This is a genomic window from Exiguobacterium sp. CH10 (assembly GCF_018617635.1).
In the GTDB taxonomy this organism is placed as follows: Bacteria; Bacillota; Bacilli; order Exiguobacteriales; family Exiguobacteriaceae; genus Exiguobacterium; species Exiguobacterium aestuarii_A.
On record NZ_JACSKO010000001.1, the window covers coordinates 320,913 to 335,712 of the forward strand.

Sequence of the window (14,800 nt, forward strand, 5' to 3'; positions counted from 1 at the left end):
CTTAATGATGTTGTATCAAGTGCTTTTGCTTTACAGTCTAAGCATACTCAATTATCCTACCAAGTTTCTTATGAAAAAGCAAGGTTATTTCACGTTCTTTTTCATTGATTCCTGTCCGTATGGAGAAGATTCAAGAGGTAGGCATGTGTTGACATTCTCGCTTACTTTATACCATTGTTTCAGGTCGTTCATCGAGATCTCTTCGCCGACATAAACGCACTCCGCTGATGAGAACACACTGTTTTCAATACGATGAATCGCATCAAACAAACCACCGTGCCCATGCGGGTTCCGTGTCGCTTCAAAGGACAACATAGTTGAGTATAACGGAAGCGCAAGTGATTGCGCAAGTTCTCTTGCAGCAGGAATCGTCATCCAATCAAAGTGATGAATCACTTTGAATGATACCCGTTTCGAAAGTTCATGAACGAGTTTGACATACGCAATATTTTGCGTGGCAACCTGATTCATGACGTGCTCTAAAAATGGACTAGTCGGACGAACTCGATACACATGAACGTTTCCGTGTCGTTCGTATTCCGGTAACTCATCGTGATACGGCGTCAGCACATAGACGGTTTCTCCCTCATTTGCTCTCGCCTCCACTTCCTCGACGACACGATGACCAAGTCCACCGACGATATGACCGTGATATTCGGGTGTCAGCATAAGAATTGCTGACTCTTCTACCTCCCGCTCAGTCGTCACGTAATAGTCGTGCGGGGAGAGGAATGAATCGACATCAAGATCTTCGTCTTGAAGGAATGGGTACGCCGCATAATGATCATCGAGCAACTTGTTCGAGACAGTGCCTTGATAAAGCGCCGTTTCAAGTTCGGCGAAGAGGCGTGTATGCTCCCTAAAGCGTTCAGCCGCATACTGCGCTGTCGTTTGCCCATCTAAGATAAACGCCCAGTCACTCGATACAGCCAACACATAATGGCGAATCAATTGCTTTAACGCACGATTCGTCAAATCCGATTGATCGCGATAATCTGCTACGTCTTTGACAAGTTGCATCTCCATCATATGCAGGTGACGGAGCATCCATTCATTTCGTTCATTGATCCAAACTTCACCGTAGCCTTTTCGTCCCCATGTGTTCATGGAGACATGGACGGTTTGTAAATCTTTGAAGTGGCGCTCAAGGAAGATTGCTGGTGTGATCGTTTCGATCCCAAATTCTTCGAGTCGCTCTGCGACTTTCCCAAGAAATTCAGGACCCTCAAACCACCAGTGACCAAACAATTCCGCATCGAACGGTGCTGTGACCAAGAACGGTGGGAACGTTTGTCCGCCATGGGCCTCTAGATGCCCTTCTAACGTTTGGGCGAAATCTGTCGCATGGTTCTCGATTTGATGTTCAGCCCACTCACGTACATAAAAGTCTTTTTGATCGGTGTCACCTGTGATGCGGTGCATTTTTAATCCTGTATCAAATCGAATGCCTTCTGGATGCATGAACGATTGGATATAGTCCCAATCTCGGTCGTAGGCTAAATCTCGATAAAACTCACGATAGTCAGGGTGACCTGGATATCCAATCATCGAACTCCAAATTTTACCCGAGATGATTTGATCCCGTGGGAACAATGCGACGCCGTGTGGAGAATAGACAGGAGCACCAATGCCTTTTTCAGGAGTCGGATCCGCATCGAGCAATGCATGTTCATCGACAAACGTGTATCGGATTCCTTCCTCGTAGAGAATTCGGTCCACGCCTGGTGTATACGCACACTCTGGCAACCAAATCCCTGTCGGACGGAACCCGTAGTGACGTTCGAAACAGTTGAGACCTGTCCGAATTTCAGTCCGTGCCGCCTGCTCCGTGAAGAGATGCGGGTTGAAGCCGTGGGTCGCTGTACAAGTCACCATATCGATATATCCCGCTTCACGATATGTACGGAACGCTTCATTCAAGTTTTTATTCCAATGAAGGAACGTGTTTTTCAAGTCGTGATAACGCTGTTCATAGAAGTGTAACGTCGACGTCTCCTCGTCCGTTCTTCCTTCTGAAAGTTCTAACGCAATCAATTCAAGCATCTCATCGATATGCTCGACATAACGGTCTTGGATGAGCGGGTCTGCGAGCATTTCCACAACTGGTGGCGAAATACTGACTGTCCAATGCAATGGCCGCTTCAAGCGGTCAACTTGCCAAAGGATTGGAATATACGTTTCTGAGATGGCTTCATATACCCATCTTTCTTCTAAACGGTGCTTCTCTTCATGCCTAACGTACGGTAAATGAGCATGAAGGACGAGTGAAAAGTATCCTGGTTTCATGTAAGAATGTCCTCCTTAACGTACGTGACGGTATGCCGCATATTTTGGTAATGTATCTAATAACTCAGGAGAATCTACTTCCCCGTACTGCCAACGTCTCACTGGTTCCGCAAAACGTCCGATGCCGGCTGGTTCTGCACGCGGTGTATCAAGCGGTGCTGATGCCACGATTGGTAAAAATTCTCCCTCCATCGTGCGAATCCCGAATTCGAAGACATATGTCGTATTCGGATCGAGAGGACGAACGAACCAACTATTCGTCATTTCAGGTAGGTCGAACGTATACGATCGATTCGCATGACCACTCGCATAATCCAATAAGGTCACGTCTAAAATACGGAATGCTTTCGGTAGCTCTTCCCATCGTCTCATAAACTGAAGCTCTAACGTCTCTTTAACCAAATCAGACACTTCCCAACACACATAAACCGAGTTCGGAGATTGTACGACCGCATGTAAAAAGTCTACATTGTATCGTTCCGGCAACTGCCAATATCCTTCAGGCCCTTTCGCAAGAAGTGGCGATACGTTCACATCGACCGTTTCTTTCGCTGTGGCGACTTGTTTACGCGAAGTTGCTCCTGGCGCTTTAGCCTTTGCTTTCTTATTACTCTTTTGTTTCACAGGGACAACTTCCTCCAACTCTTGTTGCTGATTTCTCCATTTTCGCCATGCGTATTGGACTTTGCCAATCGGGACGTCTAGTTCTGCCGCAATCTGTTTCAACGTAAGTCCTTGTTGCTTCAAGGATACGATTTTCTCTTCCATCTCTGTATGGCTCCCTTCATGTAAAAATCCATGTAGACTAGTATTCGCTCATTCTTTATAAATTCCTGCCCAAAAAAATAAAGAACAACAGCACTGTTGTTCTTTACCACTAATCTTATTGGTTCAAATCATAATGTTTCCCTTTTTCAAGGAAAATTAAATGTTCACCGAAGTTTGTCACATGGTCACCCATCCGTTCGAGGTATCGAGCGATGTTCGAGAATTCATATACATCGTTCGTTCCAACCGTCATCGCCGGAAGAGAACCGATGTATTGTTTAATCACCGTTAGATTGATTTCGTCAATGACACGGTCCATCTCGTTGAGTTCACGAACACGACTTACCTCGCCTTTACGATAAGCGCGCGTCGCAAGTTCGAGCATGTCAATCAACTGTTCAGCCATCTGCTTGAGTGGTTGAATGTCATGTAAATAAGGAACATGTTCAATTCTCGTCACAGCTTTGGCGATGTTCGTCGCGTAATCCGCAATGCGTTCTAAGTCTGTCGCCGATTTCATCGTCACAATCAGACGACGTAAGTCAGTCGCAACTGGCTGTTGCTTTGCAATCAATAAAATCGCTTCGTCGTTGATTGCTAACTCTAAATCATCGAGTTCGTTATCGTTGTCGATTACCGTTTGCGCCAACTCAAGATCATGTTTTTCTAACACTTCGATTGCCGTCGCCGTTTGTCGCATCGTCAAGTTTGCTAAACGGACTACTTTATCTTCTAATTCAGTTAATTTCGTATCAAAAAATGTGCGATTTTGTGCCATCAATCTAGTCTCCTCCTTAACCGAAACGGCCAGAAATATAGTCTTCCGTCCGTTTGTCAGATGGATTCGAGAAAATCTTATCTGTTACATCGAACTCGACAACTTCTCCATTTAAGAAGAAGGCCGTTTTATCCGAAACACGGGCAGCTTGTTGCATGTTATGCGTGACGATGATGATTGAGTATTGCTCTTTCAACTCTTGAACGAGTTCTTCCACTTTCAACGTAGAAATCGGGTCAAGGGCAGAAGTCGGCTCATCCATCAAGATGACGTCAGGTTCAATCGCCAACGTACGAGCGATACACAGACGTTGCTGTTGTCCACCAGAAAGTCCATAAGCGTTCTCGTTCAAGCGATCTTTTACTTCATCCCAGATGGCAGCGCCACGAAGTGAACGCTCGACAATCTCATCGAGTACTTTCTTATTTTTGATGCCGTGCGTACGAGGACCGTATGCCACGTTATCATATACCGATTTTGGGAACGGGTTTGGTTGCTGGAATACCATACCTACCGACGTACGTAAATCTTCTACTTTATATCCACGATCGAAGATGTTTCGACCATGATACAAGATTTCACCATTCGTCCGAACGGATGGCACGAGTTCTACCATACGATTCAACGTTTTAATAAATGTTGATTTCCCGCACCCAGATGGTCCGATGATGGCCGTGACTTCATTCTTTTTAATGTCGAGGTTGACGTCAATCAAAGCTTGATCTTCGCCATACCATAAGTTCAAATTGTTGACGACATAAGCGCTATCTTTTTTCATCTCAGTAGTTGTCGGTTCTGTCGTTGTTGTGTTCACGTTTTGATCTCCTTTATTGAGCTCTTGTTGTTTCATCATCTCGAGCTTCCTCCTCATTCATCTGCAAGAACGACTTAATGTCGGTTCGTATATTTGTTTCGGATATAAATCGCTACAGAGTTCATCGCAATGAGCATCGTCATGAGTACGATGATTCCTGCCGCGGCCAAGTTTTGGAATTCTGCTTGCGGTCGGCTCGTCCAGTTATAAATCTGGATCGGGAGCGCCGTGAAGTCAGAGAAAATCCCGCTTGGTGTTGTTGAAATAAATGTTGCTGCGCCGACCATGATCAACGGTGCTGTTTCACCGATTGCACGAGAGACGGCAAGGATGATCCCCGTGATAATTCCAGGAATCGCTGACGGCAAGACGACATTGAACGTGGTCTGCCATTTCGAAGCTCCTAGCGCTAAAGAAGCGTGTCGTAACTCCATCTTGACTGCCCGTAATGCTTCTTGTGAGGCTACGATAACAATCGGTAAACTCATGAGTCCGAGCGTTAACGCACCTGCCATAACCGAGTTTCCTAATTCCATGACACGGACGAATATCGTTAATCCAAGCAATCCGAAAACGATTGAAGGGACACCAGCCAAGTTCGAAATATTGACTTCGATAAATGAAGTCATTCGATTCTTCGGTGCGTACTCTTCTAGGTAGATGGCTGCACCGACACCAATGACGAACACCATTGGCACGATTAGAAACATCAACCATAACGATCCGATTAACGCAGGATATAATCCTGCCTGTTCGGGACGACGTGACGGGAAGTTACGTAAGAAATCAAGGTCGACCCAGCCCGCCCCTTTTGAGACGATGTCATAGATCAATGTCGACAAGACGACTAATGCAAAGACAAGTCCTGCCAAAAAGACGTATTTGAAAATTTCATTCAATTGTAAACGGCGTTTGATTCGTTCAGACACCGTTTCACGATCCATCAGGTTCTTCGTATTCTTGAACTCACTGTTCGGTAAAGCCATATTAGTACTCCTCTCTGAAGCGGCGCGTCACCCAGTTTGCGAACAAGTTCATCAATAGAGTGAAGACGAACAATAACGCACCGACCGCATAGATACTGTAATATTCGATTGTGCCGTAACCTGCGTCACCTTTTGCGATTTGAACGATATATGCTGTCATCGTCTGAATCGCATTGAGCGGATTGAACTCGAAGTTCGGTTGCGACCCACCCGCAATCGTTACAATCATCGTCTCCCCAATCGCCCGGCTCATTCCGAGAACGATTGAAGCAATGATTCCAGACGTCGCTGCCGGCATAACGACCTTCGTCGCCACTTCAAGACGCGTTGCACCAAGACCAAGCGCACCATCTCGAATTTTCTTCGGCACCGCACTCATCGCATCTTCAGAAATCGAAGCGATCATCGGTATAATCATGATCCCGACGACAATACCAGGACTAAGCGCATTGTAAATTTGAAGTCCTGGAATCAACGCTTGCAAAATCGGTGTGATGAATGACAACGCGAAGAAACCGAATACGATGGTCGGTACACCTGCCAACACTTCTAAGATCGGCTTTAATACTCGACGCGCTCGCTCCGAAGCGTACTCACTCAAATAAATCGCAGACGCCAGTCCAAGCGGCACGGCAACGATCATTGCAATCACAGTAATTTGGAGTGTTCCCATCACAAGGGCCCATACCCCGAAGCGCTGGTCTGCACTAAGCGGGTACCATTCTGTCGTTCCTAAAAATTCAGCGACAGGCACTCGTTCAAAGAACTTAAATAGCTCAAAGCCAAGTGTGAACGCAATACCGATTGTGGTGACGACCGATACTAATGCGCTCAAGAATAATAAGAACGGCATGATTTTATCAAACACGTTCGTCGTACTATATTTCTTTTGTTTACTTTGTTGAATCATCTCTCGAATCGAGAGCTCTTTGTTTGGTTCATTCATCTCGTGTATCGCTCCCTACCTCTTCATACTAGAAAGCATGACGAGAAGGTGAGAGTTACCCTCACCTTCTGCCACGTATCATTTTATTCTCCAGCGATCTCATCGATCATCTTCATGTTTTCGTCGTAACGCGCTTGCTCCATTTTTACGTAACCAACCTCTTCAGAAAGGTCAGCTGCATTTTCGTTCATGAAGCGTGCGAAGTCAGCTACTTGCTCTTTGTCTTTCAACGAAGCGTTGTTGACATACGTGTAAATTTCACGTGAGAGCGGGTAAGACAAATCGTTGATTGTGTCATGTGTCGGCTCTACTCCTTCAACATTCAAGGCACGAAGTGTGTCTTGGTTCTCGAGGTAGTAAGCAAATCCGAAGAATCCGATTGCACCTTCTGTCCCAGCTACACCTGTGACGAGTACGTTGTCATCTTCAGACAATTGTGCGTCTTGACGAATATCTGTCTCATCAAGAACTTTCTCGTCGAAGAAATCGTACGTACCTGAATCTTTACCTGGTGCGAAGAATGAGATTTCCTCATCTGGCCAGTCTGAGCGAACATCTTTCCACGTTTTCACGCTCGTATCTGTCCACATCTTATTCAATTCTTCAATCGTGATATCTTGAGCCCAATCGTTCGCCGGGTTCACAACGAGTGAAAGACCATCAAGTGCGACTGAGAGTTGTGTAAATTCCACACCATTTTTCTCAGCTTCAGCTGCTTCTTCTTCTTTGATTTCACGTGATGCGTTCGAGAAGTCTGTCTCTCCCGTCACGAAGCGTTTGAAGCCACCACCCGTACCAGAGACACCGACCGTCACTTCAACTTCTGGTTGTTCAGCTGAATATTCTTCTGCGACTGCTTCCATGATTGGGAATACAGTTGATGATCCGTCCATGACGACTTTTCCTGAGAGCGCATCGCCTTCAGCAGCGCCACCTTCTTCATTGTTCCCACAGGCTGCACCTACGAGTGCGACCGAAGTGATTGAAGCGAGTAAAGCTGATTTTTTCATCCAAGACATTTGTGACGTCCTCCTTGAGTTTGCTTTGATTTTTGTTGTGGATCTGTTGTTCTGTCCTACAATTAATATCCTAATGAACTTCTATTAACGAGAAATAAACGGAACGTAAAAGAATTGTAAAGACAAAAAAAGAAGTCACCGAAGTGACTCCTTTCATTGAAGCATTGCATTCACATCTTCTAAGTTAAAGTAAGCTTTCATAATATCGTGCGCGACACGTGTATTGATTCCTTCCGCTTCAAGTCCAGGCATGATAATCGCCCATGCGATTTCAGGATCATCAAATGGCGCCCAACCTACGTGGTTTGAGTTAAGCGTCTTTATTGGTTCCCCTTTTGCATTACGTTTCGCCTGACCGTCTGCACCTTCAGCAATTGCCTGTGCCGTTCCTGTCTTACCGGCCGCAGTCATCCCTGTCTGTTGCAAAATCCGAGATGAACCAGATGAAGATTCAACCCCTTGACGATATCCTTCACGAACCCGCTCAATATACTCGTCTTGAATATCGACTTTATTTAACGCGTTCGGTTGGAACGTGCTGACGACTTGTTTATTGTTTTCATCGAGCGAACCTGGCTCAATGATTTCTTTTAGTAAATGCGGCTGAATGCGATAACCGCCATTCGCTAAGGTAGACGTATATTGTGCCAATTGAATCGGCGTGTACGAGATATACTGTCCGATCGACATATCCATGAGGAGCGTGACACGGTCGGGAACGCTACGGAATCCGATCGACTCGAACGGTAAATCAATTCCCGTCTCGATTCCGAGTCCGAACTGTTTATAGTAATGTTCCATCGTTTCAAATGCCTGTGTGACGTTTTCCCCGACAATTTGTCCGGTCGAATAATAGTCAGCCAAACGTAACGCGATCTGGAACATATAAATGTTTGATGACATCGCAAGTGCATCTAAATCGTTAATGTTCCCCATATTACGGTAAGAGGCTTTGGTCGACGATCCGATTCGAATCGGTGCGTCATAAATATATTCTCCTGGCTCGACGACACCTTCTTCGAATCCATAAGCGACCGTCGCCCCTTTGATGGTTGAACCGATTTGGCTGGCACGGAGCACAGTACCTGTCGAGACATCTTTGAATTCGTTTGTCTCTAAATCAAGCTCCTGACCTGACAAGGCGAGGAGTTCACCCGTCTGCGGGTTCATGACAACAGCAAACGCTCGGTCGAAATGAGGACTTCCAGAACGTCCTGCACGAATCGCCTTTTTCAAAATCTCGTCGACTTCTTTTTGGAATTCAATATCAGTCGACAATACAATATCTTTCCCCGGGTTCCCACTCACGCGAGTCGGCTCCCCAACCGGTTCACCTTTGTACGTCGTGAACACATCGTATGCTGGCGTCCCGCGAAGGACGTCTTCATATTGTTGCTCCAAGTAGGACGTCCCGACACGGTCGTTCAATCCATATCCTTTTGCCTGATAAGAAGCTCGTTGTTCTGCCGGGATTTGACGATAGCTTCCTAAGAAACTCTTGAACGTCTCATCGAACGGATAGTCCCGCTGATAGTAAGGCTCGACACTCACTCCTGGCAACATTTCTAAGTTTTCTTCAATGACTGCCATCTCTTTCGGACTTGCGCCGATTTTGATGACTTGTGGGTCGAGGGCATAGCCGCTCTCCATGTTATGTTTGATCGCAATGATTTCTTCTGTCGCATCATCGAACGTGATCTCTTCTTCTGTGATGGAGTCGAGTAAGAGCCGGTCTACGTCTTGGTTGGACAATGCAGCCCGCTCGTCTTCCGGTAACTCCTCCAACAATGCTTGCGTACGTTCTTGAGCGAGTTCTGGATTCGTTGCAATCCAGTAATCCTTGCGGTCACGTTCCGTCATTTTGCGATCTTCTTTCGGAATATCGACGATTTCCGACAACTTTTTGGCGACATCTAAGCGTTCATCCGCTTTCGTCACTTGCGAACGACGGTACATGATCGAGTAGTTTGAAATCGTATCCGCAAGCACTTGACCGTTACGGTCATAAATCTTCCCTCGTGGTACCTCGTATTTAATCTTACTCGACTCAGTTTTTTGAACTTCACGTGCAATCAATTCCCCATTCACGATTTGAACGACGCCTAATCGAAAGATTAGCGTTGCAAATAGAACGAAGACGATGAAAAATAACAAATTTAAACGTAACGGTAAGTGGTTTCGCCGTTTCTTCGGCACTTTCACACTATTTTTTGCCAAGTCCGTTATCTCCTTCCACAATCGATTCCTTCTATAGTATAGCGTACACGGTCATCTACTATTTTGTCCGTTTTTCACTATATCATAATTTGTTTACAAATTAATGAAAGACACAAAAAAACCCGAGACTCTATGAAGAATCTCGGGACAAACGACTTATTTTGCGTCAGCGTACAATTTCGCAACATAATCCCAGTCGATGACGTGGAAGAATGCATTGATGTAGTCAGGACGACGGTTTTGGTAGTTCAAGTAGTAAGCGTGCTCCCAAACGTCAAGTCCGAGGACTGGCGTAACGCCTTCCATGATCGGTGAATCTTGGTTTGGTGTAGACGTCACTTCGAGTTTGCCGTTCTTCACGACGAGCCATGCCCATCCTGAACCGAAACGAGTAGTTGCAGCTTTTGTGAACTCGTCTTTGAATGCATCAAAGCTACCGAATGACTCGTCGATTGCAGCAGCGAGATCGCCAGAAGGTGTTCCGTTCTCGTTTTTCTTCAAGAGTTTCCAGAAGAACGAGTGGTTCCAGTGACCGCCACCATTGTTACGGACAGCAGTTTGAATGTCAGCAGGAAGTGAATCGATTTTTTGAAGCAAGTCTTCGAGTGAAGAGTACTCCACGTCTTTTCCTTCGAGTGCATTGTTTACGTTTGTGACGTAAGTGTTGTGGTGTTTCGTGTGGTGGATTTCCATCGTGCGTGCGTCAATGTGTGGTTCGAGTGCATCATATGCGTAATCAAGTTGTGGTAATTCAAATTTAGCCATTACTAAAATCCCCCTTAAAAGTGTTTTGAACAACGTTCGTTATAAATGTAACAGATTTGTGACGGTCGACTCAATTGTAATGCCTCACTCTACATCTTCTTCTGGTAACGCCCAGACTGAAATAGATCCCGCCGCCACTTTAAATACCCCAAATCCTTCATCATCAATCTCAATTTTATCTTCTCGTGTATTCGTCAAGTCGACCCATGTTTCGCCAGCTCGCTCTTCCCCAACGAACATTCGCTTTTCAGCCTCGTCCGAAGTTGAGATGAGAACGGCACATCCTGAACGCTCGATCTCCTCCACACCTTTGCGTACCCAGCCGATGACGTTTGCATCATCAAAGTAATCATCCTGTTCCCCATAAGCCTTTTCCCGACGAGCATAAAGAAGCGTGTCAATGGCGAGTTTCATCCCATCAGTCGGGTGGGGACCGTCGATGCCGTAGTAATCCCCGTAGAAGACACATGGATAGCCATCTTTACGAAGCAAGACGAGACCGTATGCGATTTGTTTGAACCAATCTTTTACCCACGACTCAAGCGCCTCTTCCGGTTGCGAATCGTGATTGTCTACAAACGTCACTGAATGGAGCGGGTGTGACTGGACGAGCGTATCATCAAAAATGGTGCGCATATCGAATGCGGCCCCTTCCTCTGACGCCTGGTGTAATTTATAGTGGAGCGGAACATCGAATAAATCGACGTGGTAATCGATGTTATCAAGAAATTCACGGCATGCGTCAAGATCTGACTTCCAGAACTCTCCGACGAAATAAAATTCATCTCCCTTTTCTTCACGCATCGTCTGACTGAATTCTTTCACGAAGTCATAGTTGATATGTTTTATCGCATCCAATCGGAATCCGTCACATTTCGTTTCCTCAATGAACCATTTACCCCAGCTCAACACTTCTTCCCGAACTTCAGGATGATGGTAATCGATATTCGCAAACATCAAATAGTCATACACACCGAATTCGTCATCGACATTGTCGTTCCATCTTTTATTCTCTCCAACTATAAAGAAAATCCCAGAACGGTCTGTCGCTGCATCATAGTCGGTACCGTTAAAATGTGTGAAGTCCCATTTAAATGTAGAATACTTCCCATCACGAGCTTCATAATCAAACTTTGTCCATCCTTCGATTTCGAAAGGTTCTTCTGAAAGGACTTTCGTACGGTCGTTCGGGTCTACTTCAAGCACTTCAAACGTTTCGGTCGCATCCGCGCCTGCTTTGTGATTCATGACGACGTCCATATAAATCTGCATTCCTAGTTCTTGCTGACAATAGGCTGTCGCTTCAAGAAGTTCTTTTTTTGTTCCGTATTTCGTGGCAATCGATCCTTTTTGATCGAACTCACCTAAATCATATAAGTCATAAATGCCATAACCCGTATCCTCACCACTCTGTCCTTTCGTGACAGGTGGTAACCAAAGGGCAGTGATCCCAGCTTTATTTAAATCTTCCGCTCTCTCTTTTAATCGCTTCCAATGTTTATGATCCGCTTCGACATGCCATTCAAAAAACTGCATCATGGTGTGATTTCGTTCCATTTTGTCCGCCTCATTTCATATTTTTCAAAAAACAAAATGCTAACGAGTATTTACCCACGAATTTTAGATTGAAAACAAAAAAACAACTTTCACAAAATGAAAGTTGTTTTGAATGGACCCTGTAGGACTTGAACCTACGACCGGACGGTTATGAGCCGTCTGCTCTAACCAGCTGAGCTAAGGGTCCTTATAAGTAGCGGCGGAGGGAGTCGAACCCACGACCTCACGGGTATGAACCGTACGCTCTAGCCAGCTGAGCTACACCGCCATGTTGTTATACAGTAATAATATACTGAATATGCTCTATACTGTCAAGGGAAATTCCTTTCCATCAAAAAGAAAAACACTCCAACATATAGTTGGAGTGCCTCATCTTTATACCGTCACTTCGTTTGCATCTTCGAGTGTGATTTCTGTGATGTTCATGGCATGGTCACCGATACGCTCAAGGTTTGAGAGCATGTCGACGAAGAACATACCTGCTTGTCCATCACAAGCACCCGTGTTCAAACGAACAACGTGGTTTTTGCGGAATTGACGCTCGAGCATATCGAGTTTCGCTTCCATTTCGATGACTTTACGTGCTTCGACCATGTCACCGCTCGCTAATGTCTGAAGTGATTTCTCTAACGTTTCGCGTGTGAGGTCATACATTTCAGTCAATTCTTTTTGAGCATCTGCCGAAAGTGTCACTTTCGTAGCAGTCTTATAGTCAATCAACTCAATGATGTTTTCAACGTGGTCACCGATTCGTTCGATGTCGTTAATCGCATGCATGAGCGTCTTGTGCTCTTGTGATTCTTGCTCAGTCAAATCAACCGCAGCCAATTTCACGAGGTAGTCTGTGATTTTCGCATTCAACGAGTTTAACGCTTCTTCGATATGCGCAGACTTTTCAGAGTGTTTCTTATCTCCTGTTGTCAAATAGTTACGCGCTTCGTCGAGACCAAGTTTTGCGAAATCGCCCATACGGATGACTTCGTATTTTGCTTGCTCCACTGCAATCGAAGGCGATTGCTGAATGAAGATTGGGTCCAAGTGCTGTGCTTTCGTATCGACGATTGAATCCTCACCAGGCACCAATTTCGTCACGATCCAAGCAATCGTTCCAATGAACCAGAACTGAATCAATGTGTTGACGATGTTAAACGTACCGTGAGCGAATGCAATTTGCATCTTGTCTTCAATTGCCAAGAAGTCTGTAATCCAATAAATATAGTTTGTGAACGGAATCAACAAGATCATGAAGATCGTCGTTCCGATTAAGTTAAAGATAACGTGTGCTGCAGCTGCGCGACGTGCGGCAACCGATGCACCGATTGATGCCAAAATGGCAGTGATCGTCGTACCGATGTTGTCACCAAACAATACTGGAAGAGCGGCATCCAAGTCGATTGAACCACCTGCATAGAGCTCTTGCAAAATTCCGATTGTTGCAGAAGATGACTGGACGATGACTGTAAATACAGTACCAACGATGACACCGAGGAACGGATTGTCACTCATTGATTGCGTCAAGTCGATGAAATACTCACTTGAGCGGAGCGGACGCATGCCGTCTCCCATCAACTCAAGACCGTAGAACAATGCACCAAGTCCAAAGATGACTTGTCCTAGATGTTGGTAACGCTCTTTCTTAAAGAAGAAGAGTAAGACTGCACCGATTGCAATCATCGGGAGTGAATACTCACCGACATCGAATCCGATGATAAATGCTGTCACCGTTGTTCCGATGTTTGCCCCCATGATAACCCCGATCGCTTGACGGAGTGTCATGAAGCCGGCGCTAACAAGTCCGACCGTAATAACGGTTGTACCTGAAGAAGATTGAATCAATACAGTAACGATAATCCCGGCGAGTACACCAAGGAATGGATTCGTTGTATACTTATCTAGGATGTCACGCAGGCGATTCCCTGCAGACTTTTGGAGTCCGTCTCCCATCGATTTGATCCCGAAGAGGAAGATCCCTAGACCTCCAAAAAACATGAATAACATTTCTTGCAAATTGTATTCCACGATTTTTGTACTCCTTTTAATTAAGAATTGGTTGGATTTGCTTGGTTTTTAATGCCCTACTCATTATGCCTTCATCGGCATCTTCATGTAAACACGTTTTATGTAAAAGTTTTATTAAAACACTGTACTAATTTTATCGTTTATACGCATACTGTAATATAACAGATTGGAGTTTTTAGCATGTTGTCCACCATTTTTACGTTTATTCGAACGAGCGTAGTGCCGTCAAAACGAGCCCTCCGCCTCCGCCTCGCTCCGCTTCACGCCTATATGGGAGCCACTTTTGTGTTGACGTTACTCATTACCGTCTTGGACTTTATTGTGATTCGTCCTGACTTTTTCATTCCGATGTGGCTCTTCTTACACGGATTCGCCATCTTCTTTTTCTATTTAATCTGGGTCGCCTTCATGGCTTTATATGTTCAATTATTTACAAGAGTCTATTCCAAAAACATGTGGGCTTACCGCCAAGCTTGGCCATACGCAGTGTCGATGACACTCGTTCCAACGATTTTATTAGTGATTTTGTATCACATGAACCCTTCATTGATATCGATTGGCTTTGTGATTGGACTTGGATATATCACTTATCCATTAACAAAAGTGCCTCAAAAAAAACAACGACGAACGTTTTCGTGAACGCTC

General features: G+C 45.2%; 12 protein-coding genes and 2 tRNA genes. 1 reads left to right on the top strand and 13 read right to left on the bottom strand.

Features of this window, described 5'->3' with window-relative positions; translation table 11 throughout:
* Positions 1 to 84: 84 nt before the first annotated feature.
* The 13 genes from KNP04_RS01750 to KNP04_RS01810 all read right to left on the bottom strand — a co-directional run bounded on the left by KNP04_RS01750 (position 85) and on the right by KNP04_RS01810 (position 14,155).
* Positions 85 to 2,286, bottom strand: coding sequence for a 1,4-alpha-glucan branching protein domain-containing protein (locus KNP04_RS01750; RefSeq protein ID WP_214874514.1), 2,202 nt, complete (start codon positions 2,284 to 2,286; stop codon positions 85 to 87).
* Between the two features lie 15 nt (positions 2,287 to 2,301).
* Entirely contained in the window at positions 2,302 to 3,054 is a 753-nt protein-coding gene (locus KNP04_RS01755) for a DUF4912 domain-containing protein (RefSeq protein ID WP_214820258.1), read from the bottom strand.
* Positions 3,055 to 3,169: 115 nt separating this feature from the next.
* On the bottom strand, positions 3,170 to 3,832 hold the full coding sequence (gene phoU / locus KNP04_RS01760) for a phosphate signaling complex protein PhoU (protein ID WP_214874515.1): 663 nt from the start codon (positions 3,830 to 3,832) through the stop codon (positions 3,170 to 3,172).
* Positions 3,833 to 3,848: 16 nt separating this feature from the next.
* On the bottom strand, positions 3,849 to 4,610 hold the full coding sequence (pstB, locus tag KNP04_RS01765; protein WP_224862754.1) for a phosphate ABC transporter ATP-binding protein PstB: 762 nt from the start codon (positions 4,608 to 4,610) through the stop codon (positions 3,849 to 3,851).
* A 110-nt stretch (positions 4,611 to 4,720) separates the two neighbouring features.
* A complete protein-coding gene (gene pstA / locus KNP04_RS01770) occupies positions 4,721 to 5,632 on the bottom strand; it encodes a phosphate ABC transporter permease PstA (protein WP_214874516.1) in 912 nt (303 codons plus the stop codon).
* A gap of 1 nt (position 5,633) precedes the next feature.
* On the bottom strand, positions 5,634 to 6,578 hold the full coding sequence (pstC, locus tag KNP04_RS01775; RefSeq protein ID WP_214874517.1) for a phosphate ABC transporter permease subunit PstC: 945 nt from the start codon (positions 6,576 to 6,578) through the stop codon (positions 5,634 to 5,636).
* 83 nt (positions 6,579 to 6,661) lie between these two features.
* On the bottom strand, positions 6,662 to 7,597 hold the full coding sequence (locus KNP04_RS01780) for a PstS family phosphate ABC transporter substrate-binding protein (protein ID WP_214693040.1): 936 nt from the start codon (positions 7,595 to 7,597) through the stop codon (positions 6,662 to 6,664).
* A gap of 153 nt (positions 7,598 to 7,750) precedes the next feature.
* Positions 7,751 to 9,814, bottom strand: coding sequence for a peptidoglycan D,D-transpeptidase FtsI family protein (locus KNP04_RS01785; RefSeq protein ID WP_214874518.1), 2,064 nt, complete (start codon positions 9,812 to 9,814; stop codon positions 7,751 to 7,753).
* A gap of 156 nt (positions 9,815 to 9,970) precedes the next feature.
* Positions 9,971 to 10,579, bottom strand: coding sequence for a superoxide dismutase (locus tag KNP04_RS01790; protein WP_214874519.1), 609 nt, complete (start codon positions 10,577 to 10,579; stop codon positions 9,971 to 9,973).
* A gap of 84 nt (positions 10,580 to 10,663) precedes the next feature.
* Positions 10,664 to 12,136, bottom strand: a complete 1,473-nt coding sequence (locus KNP04_RS01795; RefSeq protein WP_214874520.1) for an alpha-amylase — start codon at positions 12,134 to 12,136, stop codon at positions 10,664 to 10,666.
* Between the two features lie 113 nt (positions 12,137 to 12,249).
* Positions 12,250 to 12,323: transfer RNA gene (locus KNP04_RS01800), tRNA-Ile, on the bottom strand.
* Positions 12,324 to 12,330: 7 nt separating this feature from the next.
* Positions 12,331 to 12,404 (bottom strand) — tRNA-Met (locus KNP04_RS01805).
* A gap of 107 nt (positions 12,405 to 12,511) precedes the next feature.
* Entirely contained in the window at positions 12,512 to 14,155 is a 1,644-nt protein-coding gene (locus KNP04_RS01810; protein ID WP_214820266.1) for a Na/Pi cotransporter family protein, read from the bottom strand.
* Between the two features lie 180 nt (positions 14,156 to 14,335).
* On the opposite strand from KNP04_RS01810, the gene KNP04_RS01815 reads away from it, so the two are divergent.
* Positions 14,336 to 14,794 carry a hypothetical protein gene (locus tag KNP04_RS01815; RefSeq protein ID WP_214820268.1) on the top strand — a complete coding sequence of 153 codons (459 nt, stop codon included), beginning with the start codon at positions 14,336 to 14,338 and terminating at the stop codon, positions 14,792 to 14,794.
* Positions 14,795 to 14,800 lie beyond the last annotated feature (6 nt).